The following is a 23,951-nucleotide window of genomic DNA, read 5'->3' on the forward strand; positions in this document are numbered from 1 at the left end:
GCATCGAAACCTGTTGGTGCGCGGGTGCGCAGCGTGGCTGCGGCCCTTGCCTTGATCCTGCTAGTGTCTCTTTGCGCGCTGCCTCGCGAGGGTGCGATAGGTCAGGATGGCCCTGCGCAGCGCATCCCAGTCGTCATAACCCTTGGCCGATTGCGCCTCGGCGCCGTGCGCCCGGTCGAAAGCCGCACTTTGAAACATCTGCAACGTGGTGCGGACCTGCGCGTTCAACTCGGCCAAAGGGGGCGCCATCCATGTGGTGTCCGGCGATTTTCCACCCTTCACAAGTTCTACCATATCCTCCAGTTCAGCACCGAATTTCTTCAGGCAGCTCATTGCCGATTTCAGACTTTCATCCTGTGCGTTCATCATGGCACCTTCAGGATATGCGTGGTATTGATGCCCAGTGTGGCATGTGATCCCGCTATCATTTTCAGTCTATGCCAAGAGGCCTGACATCTAAGTGAATCACGGTGAGTCTATGCGTGGGGGAGATCAGCAAACGCGTTTGTTCGACGCCTGAATTCAAGGGGCCGGGGCCATGAAACTGACAACATCATTGCCCACGGACGTGGTTCGCACACAGCTGGCCCGGATCATCGAGAGCCGCCAGTTCTGCAACGCGCCGCGCCTGTCACGCTTTTTGACCTACCTCGTCGAAGAGGCGCTGGCCGGTCGCGCCGATCGGCTCAAGGGCTACACCATCGGTATCGACGTGTTTGACCGGCCCAAGGATTTCGACCCCCAGACAGATACCATCGTGCGCGTGCAGGCGCGGGCCCTGCGCCAGAAGCTGGAGCAGTTCTATGTGCAGGACGGCCAGGACGACCCCATTCACATCGCCATCGAGAAAGGCTCGTACGAGCCGTCGTTTTTCCTGTCATGGGACGGCAAAAGGCCAACGGCCGTCCGGCCCGGCGCCCTTGGCACAAGCCTGGACAAGCCCTCCATCGCCGTGCTGCCCTTCGATAATTACAGCCCGGGCGGGGCGGACGACTTCATCTCGCACGGGCTGACCGAGGAGACGATTGCCAACCTGTCGCGCTTCAAGGAGATATCCGTCTTTTCCCGCTCGACAATGGAAACGGTCAAGCAGAACAAGATGACGATTCCACAGATCCAGGAGGTGCTGGGCGCGGATTTCGTGCTGGAGGGCAGCCTGATGATGCGCGATGGGCGGATCGACGTTTCGATTAACCTTGTCGATGCAGCGGCGGATTCCATCGTGCTGGTCGACCACTTCTGCGACCGGATGGAGCTGCCCGCCTTCTACGAAATGCAAGACCGGATGGCGATGCGCATCGCGGCGCGGATCACCGACAGGTTCGGCCCTCTGGGCCTCTATGCACAGCGCGCGGCGGCGGCGGGCCTCAGCCAGAAATGGGAGACCTACAACTGGATTTCGCGCTATCACCAGCTCTCGTTCGAGCTGAGCCCAGCCGAGCGCGAGGAGATCCGCGACGGGCTCTTGGCCGTGCTGGAGGAGGATGGCGGCTCGTCCGATGCCCATGCGGTGCTGGCGCTGGTCCTGGCGGATGAGTATCACATGCCGCCCGCCGGGGGCGACGACCTGCTGACCCAGATGATGGAGCAGGCCATGATGGCCGTTTCCTGCGATCCGCAAAACGCGGTTGCGCACAAGGCGCTGGCCGTGGCGAGGTTCTTTGCAGGGGATCTCGAGGGGTTCGATCGCTCGGCCCAGTTGGCGATCAGCCTCAATCCCGGCTATGGCGAGCTGATGGCAAAGCTGGGCACCTGCTATGCGGCATTGGCGAAATGGGATGTCGCGGTGGACCTGCTGGATCAGGCCATTGCCCTCAACCCTGTGCATGCCGGATGGTTTCACACGATCAAGGCGATTGCCGTTGCCATGACCAAGGGCCCTGCCGAGGCAAAGACCGAAATCGAAAGCGCGCCGATCCCCAACACCTTTTTCTACCATGCCTACCTGACCTGGTTTCTGGCCGAGTTGGGCGAAATGGAGCGCGCGATGGACGAAAAGGCGCGTGTGCTTGAGTTGGAGCCGGATTTCGAGTGCTTCATGGTCAGGCATGCTCGCGCGTGGCATTTGGATCCGGCGATCACCAGCCGGGCCATGGCGGCTTGGGAGAAGGTGGGTCTCACCTTTCCGGAGGAGACTGGCGAGGCGGCAGGCGACAAGTCGTCCTGAAACCTCGCGCTGCCGGATCTACTCCTGTCCCTTTTCGCCCATGCGGCCGACGGCGCTTGCCCCTCATTGGCCGAGATGCCCTGATCTGCGCATCCGCTGTCGGATGCCGTGGCTGGACGGCGCGGCGCCCTCCAAAACGCGCGTTCTTAGAACTCCAGCGTGACCATCTCGCCGCCGCCCTCGCGGGGCGCGAAGCGAAGGTGGCCGCCCAGCCGCTCGACCGCTGTGCGCGCGATGGCGAGGCCTAGCCCGCTGCCATTGGCGCGGGCGCCGCTGCCGCGAAAGAACCTGTCGGTCACGTGGGCCCGATCGGCCTCGGCAATGCCCGGCCCGCCATCCATGACTTGGATGCGCAGCCCGTCGCCAGCGGCGCCCAGCGTGATGTCGACGCGGCTCCCCCGCGGTGTCATGGCGATGGCATTTTCGATCACGTTGCGCAGCGCGGCGGTCAGCAGGACCGGATCGCTCTGGATCGTGTCTCTGCCCTCGGCCTCGATCTCGACTGCCACCTCTTTGGCGGCGGCCTGCCGTGACAGATCCTCGACCACGTCGCGCAGGACCGCGGCCACATCGACCGGCGTTCGCTCGCCGCCCTCGCTGCTGTCCACCGAAGCCAGCGACAAGAGCTGGCGCACCATCCTGTCGGTCCGGTCCACCCCCTGCTGGATGCGTGCAAGCGCCCCGGCGCGGGTGGCGTCGTCCGAGGCCATGGCCGCGACCTGCGCCTGCGTCTTGATCCCGGCCAGCGGCGTTTTCAACTCGTGCGCGGCAAAGGAGGTAAACGCCTTTTCACGCTCGCGCGCCGCACTGACCCGGCTGAAAAGACCGTTGAGCGCCGTGCCGACGGGCCGGATTTCGCGCGGCAATGCGCTGGCGGCGACGGGGTCCAGATCGGCCGCGCCGCGCTGCGCCAGCCCCCGCGCCAGCCGGTCCAGCGGCAAGAGCCCGCGCCGCAGGCTGAGCCAGATCAGACCCGCCAGGATCGGCAGGATCAAGAGCGCGGGCACGATCAGGCCGGTCGTCACGTCACGCACGAGGCCATCGCGCACGGTATGGCTGTCGCCCACCATGACGCGCACGCCCAACTCCTCGTTCACGACCGAATAGACGCGCCATTCCTCGCCATCGACGATGCTGTCGGCAAAGCCTGTATCCTGCGCCGACAGCTGCCCCTCGGGCGCGCTGCCCGAGCGCCCGACAAGCGTACCGTCCAGCGACCAGATCTGGCAGGACAGCTTGTGCGAATACGCGGCGCCTGGGCTCTCCAGCCCGGTCATCTCCTCGGCGATGGTGGCGGCGCCGGCCACGTCGATCCGCCGGTCCGAGATCAGCGACGATACCATCTGCCCCGCTTCGGCCAGCCGCGCGTCCAGAACGCGCTCGACCTCGGCGCGGGTTGATTGCTGAATCCAGACGAAGGCCGACAGCCAAACGGCCCCCGTTGCCAGCATCAGCACAGCGAACAGCCGGATGCGGATCGAATTCATGCGTCCTCCTTGGCCAGCTTGTATCCCGCGCCACGCACCGTCTGGATGAATTCCGCGCCCAGCTTGGCGCGCAGCCGGTGGATATGGACCTCGACCGCGTTGCTCTCGATCCCTTCCTGCCAGCCATAGAGCCGATCCTCGAGCGCGGCTTTGGACAGGATCGCGCCGGGCCGTTCCAGCAAGGCGCGCAGGATGACGAATTCGCGCGGAGAGAAGACGACGTCGCGGCCCTCCTGCCGTCCCGACATTCGCGCGGGGTCCACGGTCAGCCCGTTCCACTCCAGCTCGGCCTGCGCGCGCCCCTCGGCCCTACGCACGATCGAGCGCAGGCGCGCCGTCACCTCGTCCAGATCGAAGGGTTTGCCAAGGTAGTCGTCGGCCCCCAGATCCAGCCCGGCAATCCGGTCACTCACCTGGTCCAGCGCGGTCAGCAGCAGCACGGGCGTGCGGTCGCCGCGCGCGCGCATCCCCGAAAGGATATCCAGCCCCGAGCCGTCGGGTAGCATGATGTCCAGCGCCACGGCGGCAAAACCGCCCTGTTCCAGCGCCTCATCCGCGTCGGCGCACGTCTCGACCAGCTCGGGGGTGAAGCCCGACAGGCGCAGGCCGACAGACAGGCCATCGGCCAGCGTCGCGTCATCCTCGACAATCAATATGCGCATCGGCCAAACTCCTTTCCGCCACGTTACAGGCGTAGGCCGCCGACCTTAAGCCTCGCTTAAGCCCAAAGGACGATCCGGACCGCATGACAAAACCATCGATTCACATCCGCCGCGTCGCAAGGCACTTGTCGCGTTTCGTCATCGTCCTCTGGGCGACGGCCATCGTCGCCATGCCGGGCATGGCGCAGACCCTCTCATCCTCGGCCGGCGCTCCGCTTCCGGTCGCCGAGGCGTTCCAGCTCAGTGTGTCCGAGCAGGCGGATGGAAGCCGCATCCTGTCATGGGAGGTGGCCGAGGGATACTATCTCTACCGCGACAAACTGTCGGCTGAGACACCAGACGGCGCGCCCGTGTCGCTGGAGACCGAGCCGGGCACCGAGATGGACGATCCGACGTTCGGACCCACGCAGATCTACACGGGCGGTGCCGAGGCCCTGATGGCGCCGGTGGAAGGCCCCGTGACCGTGACATGGCAGGGCTGCCAGGATGGCGGCATCTGCTATCCGCCGAGCAGCGAGACATTGGCCGCGCTGGATGACGGGCCTGCTGTCGGCTCGGGCGCGATCTCCGCTGCTGCGCCGACCGGCAGCGTCACGCTGGCCAAAGAAACCGGCGTGATCGAGGGCCTCCAGTCGCGCGGCGGGGCCTTGCTGGTGCTGGTGGGTTTTCTGGGTTTCGGCCTGCTCTTGGCCTTTACGCCTTGCGTCTTTCCGATGTTTCCGATCCTCGCGGGTATCCTTTCGGGCGAGGGGCGTGACCTGACGGCGCGGCGCGGGGCGGCCTTGTCCGGCGTCTATGTTCTGGCGATGGCCTCGGCCTTCGGCCTTTTGGGCGTCGCGGCGGCATGGTCGGGGCAGAACCTGCAGGTGGTGCTGCAATCGCCGGTGGCGATCTACATTGTCGCGGGCATCTTTGCCGTGTTGGCCCTGTCGATGTTCGGCCTGTTCGAGCTGCGCCTGCCGGATGCCTGGACGCGGCGCCTCTCATCTGCCGGATCACAGCGCGGCGGCACGTTTGGCGGCGCGGCGATGCTGGGCTTCACCTCGGCGCTGATCGTGGGGCCGTGCGTGACAGCGCCGCTGGCGGGCGCGCTGCTCTATATCGCGGGGACGGGGGACATATTGCTCGGTGCCGGGGCGCTTTTTGCTCTGGGACTGGGGCAGGGGATCCCTCTGATGATCGCGGGCACGCTGGGGTCGCGGATGCTGCCGCGCGCAGGTGGATGGATGGACGGGGTCAAGCGTCTCTTCGGTTTCGTGTTCCTCGGCATGGCGATCTGGTTGATCGGGCGGCTGGTGCCCGGCCCCGCGATCCTCGCGCTCTGGGCGGCCCTGCTGATCGGGGCGGGCATCTTTGCCGGGGCGATGGACATGCTGCCCGCAGGCGCCGGTGCTGCGCGGCGCGGGGCCAAGACCGCCGGCATCCTGTCAATGCTGGCCGGTGCGATCATGGCCGTCGGCGCCGCGCTGGGCGGGGGCGATCCGCTGCGCCCGCTGGCCGCGCTTCAGGGCGGGGGCGGCGCCACGCCCGAGGCCGCGCCGATCCAGTTCGACACGGTCAGCGATGTTCAATCACTTGACGCCGCGCTGATGGCGCAATCGGATCGGCCTGCGATGGTCTATGTCACCGCCGACTGGTGCGTGACCTGCCGCGTGACCGAGCGGAACGTCTGGCCCGATGCGGGCGTTCAGGCCGCACTGTCGGAGGCGCATGTGATCGCGGCGGATGTCACCGATTTCGGCGCCGGGGGGCAGGCGATGCTGGACCGGTTGGGCGCGGTCGGCCCGCCGACCATGGTCTTTCTGGACCGGGGCCGCGCCGAGGCCAGCGGCACACGCATCGTGGGCGATACCGGCCCCGGCGCGGTCGTGACATCCATGGAGGCGGTGCAATGAATTCCATTTCGATCGGCCCGCTTGTCTTTGCCAATGACCGCTTTGTCGCGGTCGTGACCATCATCGCTTTTCTCCTCGTGGCCGAGATCGCCGCCTGGCGCAAACGCGGCAGCGCCGAGGCCATCCGCCGCTGGTCTGGCGCGACCCTCGTCGCCTGGATCGCCGCCGCGCGCCTCGGCTATGTCATCGGGCATTGGGAGGCCTTCGCCGCCGCGCCGCTTTCGGTCTTTGCGATCTGGCAGGGTGGGTTCAGCAGTGCTGCGGGCACATTTGGCGCAGGTGCCACTCTGTTCGCGGCGTTCCTGCGACAGCGCGGGGCCGGCCTGCCGGTGTTGATCAGCGCCATAGCCGCCGCTTTGGTATTCAAGATCGGGACCGTCCTGCTGCCGGATGACGTGCGCGGCCGGATTCCCGCAGCAGGGTTCGCGGATCTGTCTGGCGCGCCGGTCTCCTTGAACGAGCGTGACGGTCAGCCGCTGGTGCTGAACCTTTGGGCCACATGGTGCCCGCCTTGTCGGCGCGAAATGCCGATGATGGTGGATGTCGCGCAATCGCAGTCCTCGAACCAGGACGGCGCCGAGATCGTCTTTGCCAATCAGGGCGAACAGGTGGGCACGATCCGCCAGTTCCTTCAGCTCACGGATTTGCCCGAGGCTGGAATGATCCGCGACCCAAACAATGCCCTCATGGAGAAGTTCAAGCTTATGGGCCTGCCCAGCACGCTCTTTTTCGCGGCCGACGGCACATTGCAAGCCGTCCATACCGGAGAGATTTCCCGCGCCGCCCTGCTGGCCGGGATCAGGGATCTGCAGACCGCAAGCGATGCAGAGTGACACGATATCTGCGGGCAGAGCCGCCGCGCGGCACCGCGCCCGAACCTCATGACAAAGGAGAGCCATCATGACCCTCATCACCCGAAGAAACCTGATTGTCGGCGGCGTCGCGGGCACGAGCGCCGCGGCGCTTGGCATGACGCTGATTCCGCCTGCAAAACGGGTTGAAGCGCAGGGCCTGACCGTCGAGGACGTGCTCCATGATCCGGTCAACCCGGTGCTTGGAAACCCCGAGGGCGATGTCACCATTGTCGAGTTCTTCGATTACCAATGCCCCTATTGCAAGGCCAACCATCCGGTGCTGACCGAGGTCGTCGAGGAGGACGGCAATATCCGCCTCGTGATGAAGGACTGGCCCATTTTCGGCGCCGCCTCGGTTCGGGCCAGCCAGCTGGCGCTTGGCGCGGCCGATGCGGGCGTCTACGGCGCAGCCAGCGACGCGCTGATGGGCACGGAAGGGCGCCTGACCGATGCCGGGATAGATGAGGCGCTGCAAGAGGCCAGCCTTGATCCCGCCAGGCTGGACAGCGCCTACCGCGACAATCGCAACAAATGGGACGGGCTGCTGATGCGCAACAGCGCGCAGGCAACGCAACTGGGCCTGCAGGGCACGCCCGCCTTCATCGTGGGCCGGGCGACCTATCCCGGCAGCATGGACCGCGCGGCCCTGCACGAGGCTGTCGCGAACAGCCGGTCCTAGCCCTTCCCACTCACTTGACCCGTAAAGGATGAAATCATGTTTACCCGACGCAGCTTTCTCGCTCTGGCGGGGGCAGGGGGCCTTGCCGCTTGTGCGCAGCCGCCGGCCCAGCCGGTGGCGCCTGCACCCGCGCCGGCCCCGGTCTATCCGCCGCTGCCTGACCACTATGGCCCGATCACGACCGAGCCCTACCCGATCCCTGCCGTGCGCGAGGGCGTCATCGCCCCGCGTTTGCGGCGGCAGGAGGTCGCCAACCCCTTTTCCCAGCACCCCCGCGGCACCATCGTGGTCGATCCCGATGCGGCGATGCTGCATTTCGTCCAAGGCCCCGACAAGGCCATGCGCTACGGGGTCAGCGTGGGCAAGGCGGGCTTTGCCTGGCAGGGCAAGGCGCGCCTGCAATTCTGCCGCGAATGGCCGCGCTGGAAGGTGCCCCTGACCATGATTGAGCGCCAGCCGGATCTGGAGCCCTATTCGGTCGCCAATGGCGGCATGGATCCGGGGCCGGACAACCCGATGGGCGCGCGCGCGCTCTACCTCTTCAAGAATGGCAAGGACACGCTCTACCGCGTTCATGGCAGCGCCTCGCCCGAAGAGTTGGGCAAAGCCGTCTCGCAAGGGTGCATCCGGATGCTCAATCATGACGTGATCGATCTGCATCAGCGCGCGATCCACGGCTCTGACGTGATCGTGCTGCCATCAATGCAGCCCGAGGGGCTGGCCAACGTCTACTAGCGCGGGCCTTTCGCCGGATCAGCGAGACCCGAGCAGCGCCCGCGTCATCCCCGACAGGCGCGCCGCATATTTGCGCCGCCGCGCGGGCGATAGCAGCGTGGCGGGCGACAGGGCGCGGAGCAGAGACTTGCCAAAAGGCGCAGCGCAGGCGGCGAGGCCCCGATGCTTGCGCACCGCATATATCTGCGCCCAGCCCCAGCTGGAATTCTTGATCCGCTCACCCTCGCGGCTGGGCTGTGACGAGGCGCCGCCGACATGGCGCACCTCGGCGCGGGAGGCCAGCATCAGGGGGCCGCAGCTTTGCGCCAGGCGCACGCTCAGATCGTCATCCTCGAAAAAGAGGAAGATGGCGGGATCGAAGCCACCGATACTGTCGAAACCCGCCTTTTGCACCATCAGCGCGGCCCCCGAAAGCACGGGCAGGACGGCATCGCCGTCGGGCGTGCCCTTGGGGAGCCACTGGCTACGCGAGACCAGATCGCTGCGGCGCTTGATCTGGGGGTGGCCATCCTCGTCTAGGATCATGGGGTTGAACGCGGATGTGTCGGGATACGCCCGCGCGGCCGCGACCAGAGCGTCGAGCGCGCCGGGCATGAGCATCGTGTCGGGGTTGAGGAACAGCACGAACTCGGTCCGGGCCGCCGCCGCGCCGATATTGCAGGCGCGGCCAAAGCCCTCATTCGCCGCGTTTTCGATCAGCGTGACGTTCTCGGTGGCCAAAGCCCGCAGCTTTGCAACATCGCGCGAGGCATTGTCCACGACGATGACGGGCGTGCCCTCTGGCACCGAGCCCAGCATTCGCGGCAGGACCGCCGCGCTGTTGTAGGCGACGGTGACGATGGTGACGGCGGGATCAGCCATTCGGGTGCTTTCGTGCCATGGCGGCGATGCGGCGGCGATAGACCGGGCGCAGTACCTCGCGGCGCAGTTTGGGCCAGACGCCCTCCTTGCGGCTGATGAGACTGCCGCCGAGCTGCGCCGAGACCTCCCTGATCCCGGTGGGCCAGACCGTCAGAACGCGCACGCCGTGCACCCATGTCATCTGCAGGAACGTATCCACGGGGCGGTCAAACCTTTGCGTCGCGGCCAGCAATGCGCGCGCCGCGCCTTTCGTAACAAGCTGCGCCACCATTCCCAGCGCTACCGCATCGTGACGACTGAGACGGATGGTCTTGTCCGTCGCGATATCCTCGCCCGCATCTTCGCGCCGTTTAATAGGGAAACGGACGAAATCGCCATCCTCGCAATGGGCCATCGCCAGCGCCAGCGCTGGAAGGAAGACTCCGGTATCAATCTCGAGATCATCCTCAAGGATCAGCGCGGCAGCCATATCCTCGTCCACGATCCGCTGCCAGCAGGCGCGGTGGCTGTGAAATGTCGCCACCTCGGAGGGGCGCAGGGCAAAAGGATAGCGCGGTTTCAGCGCGCGGGGGGTGTAGGCGCGCGTCTCGGCCCCGGACATACTCTGCCCGTCCGTTGCGGGCATTACGTGGCAGCGCAGCGGTAGCGCGGCCTGCGTCGCGGCGACCTGCGCCGCACGCTCCTTGGCGCGGGCCAGATGAATGATGAAGCAATCCAGATCCAAGTCGACGCTCGCTAGGCAAGGGGGCTGGTCAAGGCTGGTGCCAGACTTGGCCGCGCAAATCCACCCTGAAATGCGCGCGCCTTACTGGCCAAGACCCAGCGACAGCGAGTCCCGTTCGACCATCTGCAGGATCACGATATCGGGCGAGAGCCGCTGCAGATACCGCCCAAGCGCGCGGTCGTCGATGAACTTCCAGTGTATGTAATAGGCCTCGGCAAAGCTGGCGTTGTAAAGTGTGGACGGAGCGATGCAGAAACTGTCGCAGAGCATCAGCACGGTTTGCGGATTTGGCGCATCCGGGGCGCGTGTGACGCGCATGACCTTGTCCATCAGCGTCAGCCCGCCATTCTGCACGGGTGCGCAGGCGGTCTCGTCGCCGGAAATGAGGCTGATTTCCGCGACACATGTGGCGGGTTTCGTGCTCAGGTCAATGCGGTAGTCCTGCTCGATCTTCGGCGGGTAGAGGTTCTGCATCTTCAACAGATGCGTAAGATCGCCCGCGGACGCGGCGACAGGCTCCAGATCATAGGAAACCACCTCTGCCCCGAGGCGCGCCATGACCGCGTCATACCCGGCCGCCCCTCCGGCATGTGTCCAGTGGGTGTCGGTCGTCAGATAGGCCTGTACCCTGTCCTTGGCGCGGCGCAAGACTGGGCGCAAATCCAGCACCGGCACCCCTTTGGCGGCGGCGGCTTCGATCAGATCGTCGGTAACGGTGTGCGGCGCGGGCAGGGTGCCCTCGGGCAGCATCTCGGGGTATATCGAATGCTTGTTGGGCGCGATCACGGCGGTGAATTGCGCGCCAGTGTCGGTGACGCGCGATTGCAGCCGCGCCAGCGCACTCGCCTGCGCCTCGATCAGCCCGCCCGGGACCGGCCAGGTGCCCGCCGTCTTGGCCATCACCCGATTGCCTTCGTTGCCGAGAAAGAGATACCCCTCGCGCCCGATCTGCACGCGGTCCGGAAAGAGCGAACGTTGGAGCCGCGTCATTGCGAGATAGCTGAGGTTCCCCTCGATCCGGTCGAGCGACCACAGATCGCGTAGATCCTGCGGAATGAGCGCGCCGCCGACAGTGGCGCGCGACGCAATATTGGCCGCAGGCAAGGCCATGAGGATCACGGCAGCGACGGCGGCAAAAACGGTCAGGCGGGCGCTATACATGGCTGGGGGCTCCCGTCAGAAGTTGAAGTAGAGAAAGACTTCGCTGCGCGATACCAGCATCATGATGCAGCCCGCGCCGAAAAGCGCAGCGCCGACCAGCGTCTTGTAAAGCGGGCGGATGTCGCGCGTGAACTGATAGGTATTGGGCAAGACCAGAACCCCGATCAGCGCCAGAGCCAGGTATTTGCCCGCCGTGCTGGCCCCGGTGATCACGACATGGCGCGGCCCCTCCATAGCGGCCGGATTGAGGCCGAACATCGTGGAGAGGATATCGAGCGCCTGCGCCACATCTTCGGCCCGGAAGAACACCCACGCCAGATGCACCACCGCAAAGGTCAGCAGCCATGCCAGAATGCGCGGCAGGCGCAGTCCGGCGCGGCTGCACATGCGTCCGATGACCAGACCCGCGCCGTGGATCGCGCCCCATATCAGAAAGGTCCAGCCCGCCCCGTGCCACAGCCCGCCGAGCAGGAAGGTGACCATCAGGTTGGCCGCCACGCGGCCCTCGCGGCGGCGGCTGCCGCCAAGCGGGATGTAGAGGTAATCGCGCAAAAAGCGCGACAGCGTGATGTGCCAGCGCCGCCAGAAATCCTGGATCGAGGTCGCCTTGTAAGGCGACAGGAAGTTCAGCGGCAGGCGGATGCCGAACATGCGCGCGGCGCCGATGGCCATGTCGCTATAGCCGCTGAAATCGAAATAAAGCTGGAAGGTGTAGGAAAAGGTCGTGATCCACGCATCCAGAATCGTCAGCTGGGTGTGATCGGCATAGCCCGCATCGGCATAGACGGCGAACGTGTCGGCGATCCCGATCTTCTTGAAGAGGCCGAGGCCGAAAATGATCAACCCTGCCAGCAGGTTTTTCGAGCGCAGCCGCAGCAACGCAGCCCGCGCAAACTGGGGCATCATTTCCTTGTGGTGGACGATGGGTCCGGCAATGAGCTGAGGAAAGAAGGTGACGAAAACTGCGTAATTCAGCAAGCTGCCGCGCGCGGCCTGCCCCTTATAGCTGTCCACGAGGTAGGTGATCTGCTGGAACGTGAAGAAGGAAATGGCCAGGGGCAACAGGAGGCGGGGCACCTCCATGCCCGTGCCTGCAACGGTGTTCACTGTCTCGATGAAGAAGCCAAAATATTTGAAGTATCCAAGCAGCCCGAGATTGGCCGCGATGCCCCAGCATCACAAGCGGGAAGCCCGCCCGGCCCATGCCTTGGCGCGCCTGGATTGCTGCGGCGATGACATAATTCCCAAGGATCGAGCCGATCAGCAGCGGCAGGTACTCAAGCCGCCAATAGCCATAGAAAAAGAGCGAGCAGAGCACCAGCCAGCCGAGGCTGGCCCGCCCGCCGGCGATCCGCGCGATCGCGAAATAGCCCAATAGGCTGAGAGGCAGGAACGCAAAGACGAACTGGGGAGAACTGAAAAGCACGGGTGGGCGTCACTCGGGATTGAATCGCTCCAGTCCATATTGCCTATGGTCGGCGAATGCCAGCCATGTGCTATCGGGTCGGGCGCACCTGCCACTGAACATCACGCGTGCCGGTCATGCGGGCCAGTCGCGCCAGCTCGGCCTCAAGGCGCTGGGTGCGCGGCGCGCCCCAGCGCGTGCCCGGCTCGGGCCAGAGTCCGGTGACGCGCAACCAGCCAGCGGCGCGGTCGGCCTTCAGTTCGGCCCGTCCAACAAAGCGGTCGCCCTCAAGCAGGGGATAGACATAGTAGCCCCAGCGGCGCTGATCGGCGGGCACGAACATCTCATTCACGTATTCAAAGCCGAAAAGACGGGCCAGCCGCGCCCGGTCGCGTACGGCCGGATCGAAGGGGTTGAGGATGCGCAGCCGCCCGGTGGGCGGGGCGAGCTCGGCCAGCCGAGCGTCCAGATCCGGCGCGGCATAGGCGGCGCGCGCCATGCCATCCGCGCCGATCACCTGCACCTCATCCGGCTGCCGCCGTGCGGCCCAGCCGCGCGCCTCCTCCGCGCTCATCGCCGCCCAAAAGCGTTGCACCTCGCCGCAGGTGGCAAAACCCAGCCGGTCCAGCGCTATGTCGCAAAGCCCGTCGATGGCATCCGTGTCCTCCGGCCCTTCCAACAGGTGCGAGGGAAAGACGCGGTGGCCCAGATCGTAGAACTTTACGAAATTCTCGCGCTTGGCCGTCGCCAAATCGCCCGCATACCACATCTGTTCCAGCGCCTTCTTGTGCGGCGGCCGTGCCCACATCTCGCGGCTCTCGGCCTTGGTGTCGAACGCATGGGTCGAGAGCGGTCCCTCGGCCTCGATCCGGTGCCGGATGGCGGCGATCTCGGCGCGGGCGAGGCCGGATTGAAACCACTCGGCCTGCGCCGCCTTGGCGCCCAGCCGCGCGAATTGGCGCTGCCAATGGGGCAGGACCTCCATCGGGATCAGCGAGGCGTCATGGGTGAAGTGCTCGAACAGGTCACGCCCCAAGAGGGGCCACAGCATCCCCTCGCGGTAATTGGGATTGCGCGACCAGAGGATGTGATTATGCGCGCGCGTCACGTTGCGGATCGTGTCGATCTGCAAAAAGCCGATCTGCCGGATCAGCGCCATCACGTCCGGGCGCCCGGTGCCTGAAATGCCAAGCCCATGCGCGTGCAGCCACAGATGCCGCGCCGTCCGGTTGTCCAGAACCCGCGCCGCGCCCACGGATCAGGGCGTGCTCAGCTGTATCAGCGCATCATGCAACTCGCGCCCCTCAAGCGTCAGAACCGCATGGATGAACACCCGGCCCGCAAGGCAGGCGTCACGGTTGCTGGCCCGGTCCAGATTGGCAAAGCTGGCCATGACGCGGGGCGCATCCTCGCGCGTCGCAATAGTGCGGGTGACGACGCCGAAAATCGCGGCCTCGGCCTGCGCCGCACGCTTGGGCGGCAGGACAGGCGCGCCGCGCTGCGCGCCCAGCTGCGCCGCGCGCAACTGGATGCGGTAATAATTGCGCAGCCCCTCGACATTGAGGCGCGCCGCCGCGCGGGCGGTCGCCTCGGCCATGCGATAGGGCGGCAGATCACCGCGCACGGCGCGCCCGCAAATGTTCACCGGCATGGCGCCCAGAACGGCCTGCTCGACCAGATAGTAATAGCGCAGATCGCGCAGCGGCAGGTGGCCGAGCCCCTCGTCGATCACGCTCCAAAGCAGCCCTTGGGCACGGGTTACCGGCACCGCGGCACCGTCGCGCACGGCCAGAACGCGGTCGGCGATATAGCCCGCGATCACCGGATCGCGCAGCATGTCCGCGGCGTGCTGCGTGGCAAGGTCCAGCTTTTCCCCGGCAAAGCCGAGCGCAGCCAGATCACGGCGCACCTCCCCATCCTCGTGGAGCCGCCCCAGAAGCTGGATCAAATCGCCCCGGCTGACGGATTGCGCCGCCTGGCCGGCCTCTTGCGCGGCCACGGCAGCGGGCGCAGAGACGCCTGCGCAGGACATCGCCAGAAAGGCGATCGCGATGAACTTGGCTGATATCTGCCTCAAATCGGGCCCCCCTTGGCGCGCACGCCTTATGCCCGCCCTTGCAATATAGGTGGCATCGCACGCTCGTGCCACCTCTAGAGATTTGCTGCGCATCTGCAAGCGGACCGGCGGATCGCCGCCTTGACTGTGCTGAAGAGAGCGGTGGAACTTCCCCGCTGTCCTTGCTAGGCATTTCGGCGACGCAGTAGTTTCGAGGTACGCCGATGAGCGCCACCGCCCGCAAGACCGCCCCGCTTCCTGCGGATATCCGCGCCATGAAGGGCCGCACGCCCATCGTCAGCCTGACGGCCTACACGACGCCGATGGCGCGCATGATGGATGCCCATTGCGATTTCGTCTTGGTCGGCGACAGCGTCGGCATGGTGCTGCATGGCCTCACCTCGACCACCGGCGTGACGATGGAGATGATGATCCTGCACGGGCAGGCCGTCGCGCGCGGGCTGGACAAGGCGATGATGGTTATCGACATGCCCTTCGGCAGCTATGAGGAAGACCCGCGCCAAGCGATGCGCAATGCCGTGCGTCTGATGCGCGAGACGGGCGCTGCCGCGGTCAAGCTGGAGGGCGGCGCGCATATGGTCGAAACCATCGCGTTCCTTACGGCGCGCGGCGTGCCGGTGATGGCCCATATCGGTCTGACGCCCCAGTCGGTGGGCACGCTGGGCGGCTACAAGGTGCAGGGGCGCGGCCATGGCGCGCGCGTTCTCAGCGAAGACGCCCGCGCGGTGGCCGAGGCGGGCGCCTTTGCCGTCGTGATCGAGAAGGTGCCTGCAGGTCTCGCCGACAGGATCACCGCCGATATCGCCATTCCCACCATTGGCATCGGCGCCTCGGCCGGCTGCGATGGTCAGGTGCTGGTCGTCGATGACATGCTGGGCCTCTTTACCGCGTTCAAGCCGAAATTCGTCAAGCGGTACGCAGCCTTGGGCGAGGATGGCGAGGCCGCCATCGCCGCCTATGCCGCCGACGTGCGGGCGCGGAAATTCCCGGCCTCCGAACATCTCTTTGGCGATGAGACGCCCTCGACATGACCGCGCCGATCTTGCGAAGCCTGGCCGATCTGCGGGCGGCCACGCGCCCTTGGCGCCTTGCGGGCGAGACAATCGGCGTCGTGCCCACGATGGGCGCGCTGCATGACGGGCACCTGTCGCTGGTCGCCGTAGCCAAGGCAACCGCGACCCGCGTGATCGTGACGATCTTCGTCAACCCGCGCCAGTTCAGCACGCCCGAGGATCTGGCGAGCTATCCGCGAACCGAGACCAGCGACGCGGCCAAACTGGCGCGGTTCGGCATCGACGCCATCTACGTGCCGGACGGCGATCAGATGTATCCCGAGGGCTTTGCCACCACAGTTTCGGTCGCCGGTCTGACGGATGTGATGGACGGCATCCACCGCCCCGGCCATTTCGAAGGCGTGGCCACGGTTGTTGCCAAGCTTTTTGCCCAGACCAGCGCCACCGACGCCTTCTTTGGCGAAAAGGATTTTCAACAGCTTCAGGTCGTGCGTCGCATGGCCCGCGATCTGGACATCCCGATCAGGGTGCAGGGCTGCCCCACTATCCGCGAAATCGACGGGCTGGCCATGTCCTCGCGCAACCTTCTCTTGTCGGACCGTGCCCGCACCATCGCGCCCGCGCTACCCGACCAGATGCAGGCCCTTGCCCGCACCATCAGCGAAGGCGGTGATTTCGCAGCCGCGCAGAGCGCCGCGATCCGCAGCCTTGAGCAGGCGGGGTTCACCTCGGTCGACTATCTCGAGATGCGTGCGAATGATGATCTGTCGCTGCTCGAGGCGCCGACCCGGCCCGCACGCCTTTTTGCCGCCGCCTGGCTGGCGGGCGTGCGCCTGATCGACAACATCGCCGTCGAGGCGTAAGGGGCTCATTGCGGGTCGCTTCGAGGTGCCGTGCGCACAAGGGCATCAAGACGGTAGATTTCTTTTCGCGCGCAACTTAAGGTAGATATGAATTGGCCCGAGCGCGCCGCGGCGACACTTGTGGAGACAAGGCAGACCTGCCAGAACGACCGGCGCAGAATACGGAAGAATATGACGCCTATGAAGTTGCCGGGCCGGGCCGAAGTGATTTTCACATGCGTTTGCATGCTTGTCACGGCGATAACATTTGCAGCGAGTGTGTCGTCCAAATATCGGGCGGCCGAGGGCGAATTTCAGCGCCTGAGCGAGGACGGCATCGAGGTTCTTCAGACTCGAATGGACACATATCTTCAATCGCTTCAAGGTACTGCGGCATTCTTTCGCGCGTCGCGAAGCGTGACGCGCTCGGAATTCGATGATTATGTGCGCCATCTTCGGATCGAGGAATTCCTGCCGGGCGTAAGTGGCATCGGCTTCGTCGAGCAGGTGGAGCACAGCGATCTCGAGGCTTATCTGGAAGAGACCCGCAGGGACGGCCAACCTGGGTACAGGTTCAAGAAACTGACGGATGCACAAACACATTACTTCGTGAAATACATCTATCCGGTAGGGGCAAACCGGAGTGCGCTGGGCCTCGATGTGACATTCGAGTCAGAGCGTAGAGCCATTCTGGAGCGGGCCCGCGAGACGGGCGAGGTCCAGCTGACGCCGCCCATCTCACTGGTGCAGCACGAAAAAGAGCAGGCCGGCTTTCTTCTGATGGTCCCCTATTACAAAAGGACAGTCGGCCCTTCGGCAACGCTGCCGATGGGGCGAGGCGACTTTGTCGGCTGGGTCTATGCGCCATTCATAGCAAAGAACCTGTTGTCAGATCTCACCCCCAGCCTGGGCGAAAGCTATTCGTTCCAGCTGTTCGATGGGAGGCAGGCCGCCCCGGACAAGCTGATCTTCGAAAATGCGGTGAGTGATGATCTGGTCGGTGCTCATGAGGCGACGTACACCATCATGCAATTCGGCCGTCCTTGGACGATGGTCTTTACCAGCACCACCCGATTTGATCGCGCTTTCGAAAGCTCTCAGCCGCTGATCACCCTGCTTGGCGGGATCCTGATCACGGCGCTGCTGCTCTTCCTCTTTCGTGCGATCAGTCGGCGCAGCGAGGCGCTTTTGGCGGTTGCGGATCTGCGCGCCCGCCAGATCGAGACGCGGGAGCGCGAAAATCACGCAATCGTCGAGAATGACGTGACCGCCGTTTTCGTCATGGACAAGAACGATCACATCCTCTTTTCCAACCGCGCGGCCCAGATGATGCTGGGATACAATAAGACGAGCCTGGCGGGCCTGAAATTCTCGGACATTATTAAGGAAAACGAGGAGGATATTTCGCAGCAGCCCTACAACGCCCACGGCTATGCGCGAAACGGTCGGACACTCTATCTGGATTTGCAGCGAAACAATTGGGAGACCGCAGACGGACTGGCCCGTGTTACGGCGATTGTTCGCGATGTGACGACCCAGATCGAGGCGCAGTCCGAGTTGAAACGGACAAAGAAGCTCTATGATATGTCGCTTGAGGCGGCCCGGATCGGCGTGTTCGACTACAATCTGATCACCGGCAAAATGAAGGTGGCCGGCACTTGGCTGCGCAACATGGGGGTCGGCGAAGACAGCGGCGACACAACAGAGGTTGACGCGGAATCGATGCTCTACGCGCGGGTTCACCCCGACGATCTTGCAGCGCTGCGGCAGATCGAAAAAGATTGCCTGGAGGGCCGCCAGGATCGGGCCGTCATCGAATACCGACTGAAATATAGTCAGGACGAGTGGCGGTGGATAAGTTCCGAAGCGTCCATCGTCGAGCGCGCGGCTGACGGCGCCGCCGTTCGCATGATTGGCATCCAGTGGGACGTGACCCAACTCGCGCAGGCGCGCAACGCCCTGGAAGTGAGCGAGCAGCGTTTCCGGCAGGTGCTGGCCGCCGCCCCGGTTGGCATGGCGCTGGTCGACAGCAAGGGCCAGTTCATCACCATCAACAACGCCTTCTGCACGCTTTGCGGCATCTCCGAAGAACGGATCTTGAAAGAGGTGCGGCTGGCGGACCTGATGCCGCCCGAGGACATCAAGGAAGTCTACAAGGGCGTTTCCGCGATGATGGCTGATCCCTCGCGGCAGACCTACTCGGCCGAACACCGGGTGGTGCATTCGGGCGGCGAGATACGCTGGGGCCTCTTCAACATCTCCTGGACCTATGATCGGAACACGGACGAGCATTTCTACATCACGCAGATCAACGACATCACCGACCAGAAGAGGCTGGACCAGATCAAGAGCGAATTCGTCGCGACGGTCAGTCACGAACTGCGCACGCCCCTGACCTCGATCAAGGGTGCACTGGAGTTGCTGAAGGGCACGGCCGATGCATCGCTGCCGAAAAAGACCGAGCGTCTGATCGAAATCGCGCGCTCGAACACCGACCGGCTGTCGCGCATCGTGAACGATATCCTCGATCTCGAGAAAATCTCCTCGGGCGATGTTTCGTTCAATTTCGAGGCCGTCGATCTGGCGGCGATCGTCAGCGCGGCCGCCGAAGAGCTTGAGCCGTTTGCGCAATCTCACGCCAATCGGCTGGCGCTGGAATTGCCTGATACGCCGCTCTGCGTGCATGCCGATGCCAGCCGGATCAAGCAGGTTCTGGCCAACCTGATTTCCAATGCCTGCAAGTATTCGTCGCAAGACACCGACATTCTGATCAAGGCCGAGCGCATTGATGACCGCGCGATCGTCTATGTCCAGAATTACGGCCCCGGCGTGTCCGAAAGTTTCCGCCCGAAGATCTTCGAGGCCTTTTCACAGGCCGACAGCTCGGATACGCGCGCCATCGGCGGCACCGGTCTGGGGCTGAACATCTCCAAGAGGATCATGATGCGCCATTCGGGCGACATCGGGTTTGAGAGCGTTCACAACGGCGTCACTGTATTCTGGTTCACCTGCCCGCTGTCCAAGCCACATGAGCAGACTGGCGCGCAACAGGACGAGGCCAGCATCGTGCCCTTCTCCAAATCCCGGCCGGGTCAGATGTCGGTGCTGCATTTCGAGAAGGACAAGGATTTCGCCGAGGTGATCGCGTCGGCGCTGGCGCCGGTGGCCAAGGTCATTCACGCGCCGACGCTGTGCGAGGCGGCACGGATTTCCCAAACCACTGAACTGGACGCCGTCATCCTCGACTGCACCTTGCCCGGCGATGATGCGCGCCGCTTTCTGGACGAGCTGGCGGAACGGCAACCCAATGCGCGGTTGATCGGGTTGTCGGCGGACGAGGATCGGGCAAGGGATCCGAGGCTGCTGGTCGATCTGATCAAGAGCAGGTCCGAACTGCGCTCAATCGTCACGTCCGTCAGGCACTGTCTGACGCGGGCGTCCTGAGAGGTGGTCAGGGGACCTCACGAATTTGCACGCTTCCCGACACAATTCTGCCAGCATGCTCCAGCATTCATTCAGAAATGGATTTGATATATAGTTGACGTGCTGCCCTGCGGCAGCGGTTGAGAATATTGTGCGGAGCTGATCACGTGTCATCGCTTAATTTCAGAGTTCAGGGCACGCTGATCATCCTTGGCGCGATGAGCCTGGCATTCCTGTTCTACGCGGTCGCCGCCAGCAGCTTTCCGTCGTCGTCCGCAAATCTGATTGGTGCGATCGGCGCCGTGACCATCGCAGCCGCCGGCCCGCTGGCCTTTTTCGGCGCATGGCATCGGCGGCAAATGCGCAAGGTGGTCGTGCCGATGCAGCAACGGCTGCGCGCGCTTGACGCGCATTCGGTTGTCAGCACCGTCGATCAGAATGGCAACCTGTCCAGCGTGAACGATCTGATGACGGCCCTCACGGGGCATTCGCGCCAGGCGCTGCTGGGCAAGCCGGTCAGCACCCTTTACCCGAAGGCGGAGGAGGCACTGGCGATCCGTATTCGCGAGCGTTTGCAAACCGGGCAGCCTTGGCATGGCGAGACGCCTCTGCAACATGCAGACGGCCACACCATCTATACCCAGACGACGATCCTGCCGCTGTCGGACGTGACGGGCGAGTGGACCGGTTCGATCTCGGTGCGCACGGATACCACGGGCGTCAAGCAACTCCTTGCCGAGCATGAGACGATGGAGGTTCTGAACGCACTGCGTGATGACATCTGGATCGTCAATTCTTCGGACTGGAAGTTCAGCTATACCAACCATGCCGCGCGCCAGCGGCTGGGTTGGTCCGGCGAGGAGGCACAGAACAGAACCCTCGAGAGCGTCAGCCGCCATAGCGAGTTCGAACCTATCGCGATGGCCTGCCGATCGCTGAAAAGCAGCGCGGATACCACCACGCGATTTGAGATCACCCACAAGGGCATTCCCCTTCATGTGAGTGTCAAGCTGGTCAATGATGCGAAAGGCAGCGATTTTTTCCTGATCCTGCTGTCCGATATTTCCGACTTGGTCGAGCAGGACCGCAGGAAATCAGAATTCGTCTCGACGGTCAGCCATGAACTCCGCTCGCCGCTGACCTCGATCAAGGGCGCGCTGCGGTTGCTGCTGTCCAGCAAGGCGATCACGCTTCCCCAGAACGCGCGGGATCTGCTGGAGATTGCGCATCGCAATTCGGACCGACTGATCCTGATCATCAACGATATCCTGGACCTCGAGAAAATGTCGAACGGCGAAATGCCGATGGAGATTCAGGACGTGGACCTGTCCGAATTGGTGAATGAAACCCGGAGCGCAACGGCCATGATGGACAAGCTGTCGCATGTGAGCATCGAAGTCAGCGGCACGGATACTCCGATCTTCATGCAGACCGATCCCAACCGGTTCATCCAGGTTCTGACGAACCTGCTATCCAACGCCTGCAAATTCTCGGAAGAGAGCGGCCGGGTATTCCTCACCGTCCAAGATAACGCCGATCATGTCCGGATTTCGGTTCAGGACGAAGGCGCAGGCATCCCCGCCAGTGACCAGCACAAGATATTTCAGCGGTTCGCCGACATGACCAATTCCGACAGGGCGGCCAAGGGCGGCACCGGACTTGGTCTCAGTATCTGCAAGGCGATCATCGACAGCCTTGGCGGCACGATCGGGTTCCAGACGCGGGAAGGCGTGGGAACCGAGTTCTACTTCACGCTGCCACGCAGCGCGCAGGCTGCAGAAATCAGCCAGTTCACACAGACACAGAAAAGCTCACCAGAGAGGCACGTATGATCAAGGTTTTACATGTAGAGGATGACGCAGACATTCGTGAGATTGCCGATCTGGCCCTGTCTTTGTCCGGTGAGTTCGACGTGTTGCAATGCGCTTCGGGCGAGGAGGCGCTGCGACAGATCGAGGCGTTTCGTCCCGATGTGCTGCTGCTGGACATGATGATGCCCGGCATGACCGGATGCGAAGCGCTGGAGAAGATCCGCGAGACATCCAGCATCCCGCATGTGCCGGCCATCTTCATGACGGCCCGCGCGCAACATGCCGAGATCGAGAAACTTCACGCCTTCGGCGCGGCCTCGGTCATCAGCAAGCCTTTCGATCCGATGTCGCTGGGCGATCAGATCATTGACGTTCTCAAAAAACACCGGCTGCGGCTGAGCGCCTGACCTGACTGCCGGGCCTGCGGCGCCACTGCGGCGAGACTCCCGGCCCGCGCTTGGTCAGTGCATGCAAAGAGATCGCAAAGGCGATGCCCCTGCGGTTCGCCGCGCAAACGGAGCGTGGTGCGTGTTCTGTTTGTAAAGGCTGACGCCGGCTATGCCGCCGGAATGATCTCGGTCAGAACTGCTCAGCGCGGCTCAAAGCATGTCTCGCAGAGCGAGACGAAGTCATCGGCGGCAGAGATTATCTCGGCAGGGCAGGGCGTCTGCAGAACATCAGGGTCTTCGAGATGCACGCAGATCAATGCCTCGCAGCTTGCTGCGGCCTCGCTGACCTCTGGAAACCCGAAGGACCCCGCACTGCCGGATGTCTTGTGCAAAAGCCGGGCCGCCTCGCCCAGCTTCTCGACCTTCTCCGCACCCGAGCGCGTGTTCCAGGCATCCAGCGCGAGGCTGGCAACGTCGCCCTGCCGCTCCTGCAGCATAGCCAGAAACTTGGCGCGCAGCGCGGCAAAGCCGGGCAATTCTGTCGCCAGTTCCCTCATACGCGGTGTTCGGTCAGCCATAGGTCATTGCGGGCCGCCTCATGCGCGACGCTGGCCGCTTCGGCGCTGGCATGGGCGGTTGCGATGGATCCCATGATGGTCGCCTGGGACTGCCATATCAGCCGAATGGCCTCGCCCGCACTGACCCTGGCCTGAATCCGCTTGCCCGAATTGTCGTAAAGCTCGGTGCGCGACAGCGACAGGTTCACGGCGTCCATCAACTTGACCGTATCGGGGCGCCAGCCGCCCTCTGTCACGCAGACGAAGGTGCCGTTTCCCGCGTAGGACATCAGGAACTGATGGCCTGTCAGGGTGTCGGAGATGACTTCAGCCACATCCGTGATGAGGCTGTAGAATTCGAATGCGCTCAGCCGCGTGTGAAGCTGCTCGATCTGGCGGATCGAGAATGCAAAGGTGGTCGACCCGAAGAGAGAGCTGCGCGACAGCTGCGCCACGTAATTCTCCATCGCGAGGTAATCGATGACGCTTTCCACATCGAAAATCGCGACCGGCTCGTGCAGCATGAGGTCCTGTGGCGGCTCCAGCATCAGGGTCTCGGCGTCGACGGGCTTCGGCCCGAAAATCCGGTTCGTGCGGGTCTTGCGCGCCTCCACCAGCCGCTCGACCAAAGTCAGGCGGCCTGTCAGCTCCGTCATCTCAAAGGGTTTGGTGACGTAATCCATCGCGCCGGCCGCGAAGGCGGCGTCGACATAGCGTTTGTCGGACATGGCCGTCAGCATGAGAATCGGCGCCTCGGCATAGCGGGGCAGGGCGCGCACCGCGCGGGTCAGCTCGATCCCGTCCATGCCAGGCATTTGAATATCCAACAAAAAGCAGTCGAACTGGCGCAGCCCGACGCGCCTGATGATGTCCAGCGCTTCGCTGCCAGATTCGGCAGTGATCAGCTTGTGGGTCCCCGATGCGGCAACGAACTGGGTGAGAAGCTCAAGGATGATGGGATCATCGTCTACCGCCAGAATTTTCATGCTTGTTCCTCAATTTCTGCATTCGCGCGCGCCTTGATCCGACGCTTGTTCGCCTACAACCCTACGGCGAATCGCGGCGAAAGTAAGACGACATATCGCAAATGGTGCGATCTTGGTAAATGAGGTGCCATCAAGGCCGGATTGGAAAGAGAAGACCGTGGCGATTACGCCGCGCAGGCGCGTGGCGCGCTTCGGTCCAGAAGCGCCCGCAGTTGAGCAAGGA

At 64.0% G+C, this 23,951-nt stretch carries 21 protein-coding genes; 10 read left to right on the forward strand and 11 right to left on the reverse strand.

Annotated features, from left to right (window positions below):
• Positions 1-60: 60 nt before the first annotated feature.
• Entirely contained in the window at positions 61-369 is a 309-nt protein-coding gene (locus ACEWPL_RS12570) for a hypothetical protein (RefSeq protein WP_420744349.1), read from the reverse strand.
• 169 nt (positions 370-538) lie between these two features.
• Here ACEWPL_RS12570 and ACEWPL_RS12575 point away from each other — a divergent pair, with 169 nt between their 5' ends.
• Positions 539-2,167 carry a tetratricopeptide repeat protein gene (locus ACEWPL_RS12575; RefSeq protein ID WP_393928880.1) on the forward strand — a complete coding sequence of 543 codons (1,629 nt, stop codon included), beginning with the start codon at positions 539-541 and terminating at the stop codon, positions 2,165-2,167.
• A gap of 146 nt (positions 2,168-2,313) precedes the next feature.
• Here ACEWPL_RS12575 and ACEWPL_RS12580 read toward each other — a convergent pair whose 3' ends face one another.
• Together ACEWPL_RS12580 and ACEWPL_RS12585 are read right to left on the reverse strand one after the other, a co-directional pair.
• Complete coding sequence (locus tag ACEWPL_RS12580) at positions 2,314-3,654, reverse strand: ATP-binding protein (RefSeq protein ID WP_393928882.1); 1,341 nt, start codon at positions 3,652-3,654, stop codon at positions 2,314-2,316.
• Positions 3,651-4,316 (reverse strand): response regulator, encoded by a 666-nt coding sequence (locus tag ACEWPL_RS12585; RefSeq protein WP_393928884.1) that lies wholly within the window; start codon positions 4,314-4,316, stop codon positions 3,651-3,653. The genes ACEWPL_RS12580 and ACEWPL_RS12585 overlap by 4 nt, the downstream gene beginning before the upstream one ends.
• An 83-nt stretch (positions 4,317-4,399) precedes the next feature.
• On the opposite strand from ACEWPL_RS12585, the gene dsbD reads away from it, so the two are divergent.
• The 4 genes from dsbD to ACEWPL_RS12605 all read left to right on the forward strand — a co-directional run bounded on the left by dsbD (position 4,400) and on the right by ACEWPL_RS12605 (position 8,479).
• Entirely contained in the window at positions 4,400-6,211 is a 1,812-nt protein-coding gene (gene dsbD, locus ACEWPL_RS12590; RefSeq protein ID WP_393928886.1) for a protein-disulfide reductase DsbD, read from the forward strand.
• The gene (locus ACEWPL_RS12595) at positions 6,208-7,044 is read left to right on the forward strand and encodes a prolipoprotein diacylglyceryl transferase family protein (protein WP_393928888.1); all 837 of its coding nucleotides are present in this window, start codon (positions 6,208-6,210) and stop codon (positions 7,042-7,044) included. The genes dsbD and ACEWPL_RS12595 overlap by 4 nt, the downstream gene beginning before the upstream one ends.
• 67 nt (positions 7,045-7,111) lie before the next feature.
• A complete protein-coding gene (locus ACEWPL_RS12600; RefSeq protein WP_393928890.1) occupies positions 7,112-7,744 on the forward strand; it encodes a DsbA family protein in 633 nt (210 codons plus the stop codon).
• Positions 7,745-7,780: 36 nt separating this feature from the next.
• Positions 7,781-8,479, forward strand: a complete 699-nt coding sequence (locus tag ACEWPL_RS12605; RefSeq protein WP_393928892.1) for a L,D-transpeptidase — start codon at positions 7,781-7,783, stop codon at positions 8,477-8,479.
• A gap of 18 nt (positions 8,480-8,497) precedes the next feature.
• Here the strand turns inward: ACEWPL_RS12605 and ACEWPL_RS12610 are convergent, their stop codons facing one another.
• The 6 genes from ACEWPL_RS12610 to ACEWPL_RS12635 all read right to left on the reverse strand — a co-directional run bounded on the left by ACEWPL_RS12610 (position 8,498) and on the right by ACEWPL_RS12635 (position 14,707).
• Positions 8,498-9,340, reverse strand: coding sequence for a glycosyltransferase family 2 protein (locus ACEWPL_RS12610; protein WP_393928894.1), 843 nt, complete (start codon positions 9,338-9,340; stop codon positions 8,498-8,500).
• Complete coding sequence (locus ACEWPL_RS12615; RefSeq protein ID WP_393928896.1) at positions 9,333-10,064, reverse strand: glycosyltransferase family 25 protein; 732 nt, start codon at positions 10,062-10,064, stop codon at positions 9,333-9,335. The genes ACEWPL_RS12610 and ACEWPL_RS12615 overlap by 8 nt, the downstream gene beginning before the upstream one ends.
• Positions 10,065-10,145: 81 nt before the next feature.
• Positions 10,146-11,225: an alginate O-acetyltransferase AlgX-related protein gene (locus ACEWPL_RS12620; RefSeq protein WP_393928898.1), complete on the reverse strand. Its 1,080-nt coding sequence runs from the start codon at positions 11,223-11,225 to the stop codon at positions 10,146-10,148.
• Positions 11,226-11,240: 15 nt separating this feature from the next.
• Entirely contained in the window at positions 11,241-12,332 is a 1,092-nt protein-coding gene (locus ACEWPL_RS12625) for an MBOAT family O-acyltransferase (protein WP_393928900.1), read from the reverse strand.
• Positions 12,333-12,721: 389 nt separating this feature from the next.
• Positions 12,722-13,885, reverse strand: a complete 1,164-nt coding sequence (locus ACEWPL_RS12630) for a winged helix-turn-helix domain-containing protein (RefSeq protein ID WP_393928902.1) — start codon at positions 13,883-13,885, stop codon at positions 12,722-12,724.
• Between the two features lie 3 nt (positions 13,886-13,888).
• Complete coding sequence (locus ACEWPL_RS12635; protein ID WP_393928904.1) at positions 13,889-14,707, reverse strand: hypothetical protein; 819 nt, start codon at positions 14,705-14,707, stop codon at positions 13,889-13,891.
• 203 nt (positions 14,708-14,910) lie between these two features.
• On the opposite strand from ACEWPL_RS12635, the gene panB reads away from it, so the two are divergent.
• The 5 genes from panB (at position 14,911) to ACEWPL_RS12660 (ending at position 22,203) form a co-directional block, all read left to right on the forward strand.
• On the forward strand, positions 14,911-15,738 hold the full coding sequence (gene panB, locus ACEWPL_RS12640; RefSeq protein WP_393928906.1) for a 3-methyl-2-oxobutanoate hydroxymethyltransferase: 828 nt from the start codon (positions 14,911-14,913) through the stop codon (positions 15,736-15,738).
• Entirely contained in the window at positions 15,735-16,583 is an 849-nt protein-coding gene (gene panC, locus ACEWPL_RS12645; RefSeq protein WP_393928908.1) for a pantoate--beta-alanine ligase, read from the forward strand. The genes panB and panC overlap by 4 nt, the downstream gene beginning before the upstream one ends.
• Before the next feature lie 336 nt (positions 16,584-16,919).
• The gene (locus ACEWPL_RS12650; RefSeq protein WP_393928910.1) at positions 16,920-20,006 is read left to right on the forward strand and encodes a CHASE domain-containing protein; all 3,087 of its coding nucleotides are present in this window, start codon (positions 16,920-16,922) and stop codon (positions 20,004-20,006) included.
• A gap of 146 nt (positions 20,007-20,152) precedes the next feature.
• The gene (locus ACEWPL_RS12655; RefSeq protein WP_393928912.1) at positions 20,153-21,817 is read left to right on the forward strand and encodes a PAS domain-containing sensor histidine kinase; all 1,665 of its coding nucleotides are present in this window, start codon (positions 20,153-20,155) and stop codon (positions 21,815-21,817) included.
• A complete protein-coding gene (locus ACEWPL_RS12660; RefSeq protein ID WP_393928914.1) occupies positions 21,814-22,203 on the forward strand; it encodes a response regulator in 390 nt (129 codons plus the stop codon). Before ACEWPL_RS12655 ends, ACEWPL_RS12660 begins: the two co-directional genes overlap by 4 nt.
• 182 nt (positions 22,204-22,385) lie before the next feature.
• Here the strand turns inward: ACEWPL_RS12660 and ACEWPL_RS12665 are convergent, their stop codons facing one another.
• Positions 22,386-22,763, reverse strand: a complete 378-nt coding sequence (locus tag ACEWPL_RS12665) for an Hpt domain-containing protein (RefSeq protein WP_420744350.1) — start codon at positions 22,761-22,763, stop codon at positions 22,386-22,388.
• Complete coding sequence (locus ACEWPL_RS12670; protein ID WP_393928919.1) at positions 22,739-23,728, reverse strand: response regulator; 990 nt, start codon at positions 23,726-23,728, stop codon at positions 22,739-22,741. The genes ACEWPL_RS12665 and ACEWPL_RS12670 overlap by 25 nt, the downstream gene beginning before the upstream one ends.
• Positions 23,729-23,951 lie beyond the last annotated feature (223 nt).

The sequence above is a fragment of the Roseovarius roseus genome (genome assembly GCF_043355935.2).
GTDB classification, from domain to species: Bacteria; Pseudomonadota; Alphaproteobacteria; order Rhodobacterales; family Rhodobacteraceae; genus Roseovarius; species Roseovarius roseus.

Coding starts and splice junctions, on each gene's coding strand:
- ACEWPL_RS12570 (WP_420744349.1), bottom strand. CDS start 369: ATGATGAACGCACAGGATGAAAGTCTGAAATCGGCAATGAGCTGCCTG.
- ACEWPL_RS12575 (WP_393928880.1), top strand. CDS start 539: ATGAAACTGACAACATCATTGCCCACGGACGTGGTTCGCACACAGCTG.
- ACEWPL_RS12580 (WP_393928882.1), bottom strand. CDS start 3,654: ATGAATTCGATCCGCATCCGGCTGTTCGCTGTGCTGATGCTGGCAACG.
- ACEWPL_RS12585 (WP_393928884.1), bottom strand. CDS start 4,316: ATGCGCATATTGATTGTCGAGGATGACGCGACGCTGGCCGATGGCCTG.
- dsbD (WP_393928886.1), top strand. CDS start 4,400: ATGACAAAACCATCGATTCACATCCGCCGCGTCGCAAGGCACTTGTCG.
- ACEWPL_RS12595 (WP_393928888.1), top strand. CDS start 6,208: ATGAATTCCATTTCGATCGGCCCGCTTGTCTTTGCCAATGACCGCTTT.
- ACEWPL_RS12600 (WP_393928890.1), top strand. CDS start 7,112: ATGACCCTCATCACCCGAAGAAACCTGATTGTCGGCGGCGTCGCGGGC.
- ACEWPL_RS12605 (WP_393928892.1), top strand. CDS start 7,781: ATGTTTACCCGACGCAGCTTTCTCGCTCTGGCGGGGGCAGGGGGCCTT.
- ACEWPL_RS12610 (WP_393928894.1), bottom strand. CDS start 9,340: ATGGCTGATCCCGCCGTCACCATCGTCACCGTCGCCTACAACAGCGCG.
- ACEWPL_RS12620 (WP_393928898.1), bottom strand. CDS start 11,225: ATGTATAGCGCCCGCCTGACCGTTTTTGCCGCCGTCGCTGCCGTGATC.
- panB (WP_393928906.1), top strand. CDS start 14,911: ATGAGCGCCACCGCCCGCAAGACCGCCCCGCTTCCTGCGGATATCCGC.
- panC (WP_393928908.1), top strand. CDS start 15,735: ATGACCGCGCCGATCTTGCGAAGCCTGGCCGATCTGCGGGCGGCCACG.
- ACEWPL_RS12650 (WP_393928910.1), top strand. CDS start 16,920: ATGGACACATATCTTCAATCGCTTCAAGGTACTGCGGCATTCTTTCGC.
- ACEWPL_RS12660 (WP_393928914.1), top strand. CDS start 21,814: ATGATCAAGGTTTTACATGTAGAGGATGACGCAGACATTCGTGAGATT.
- ACEWPL_RS12665 (WP_420744350.1), bottom strand. CDS start 22,763: ATGGCTGACCGAACACCGCGTATGAGGGAACTGGCGACAGAATTGCCC.
- ACEWPL_RS12670 (WP_393928919.1), bottom strand. CDS start 23,728: ATGAAAATTCTGGCGGTAGACGATGATCCCATCATCCTTGAGCTTCTC.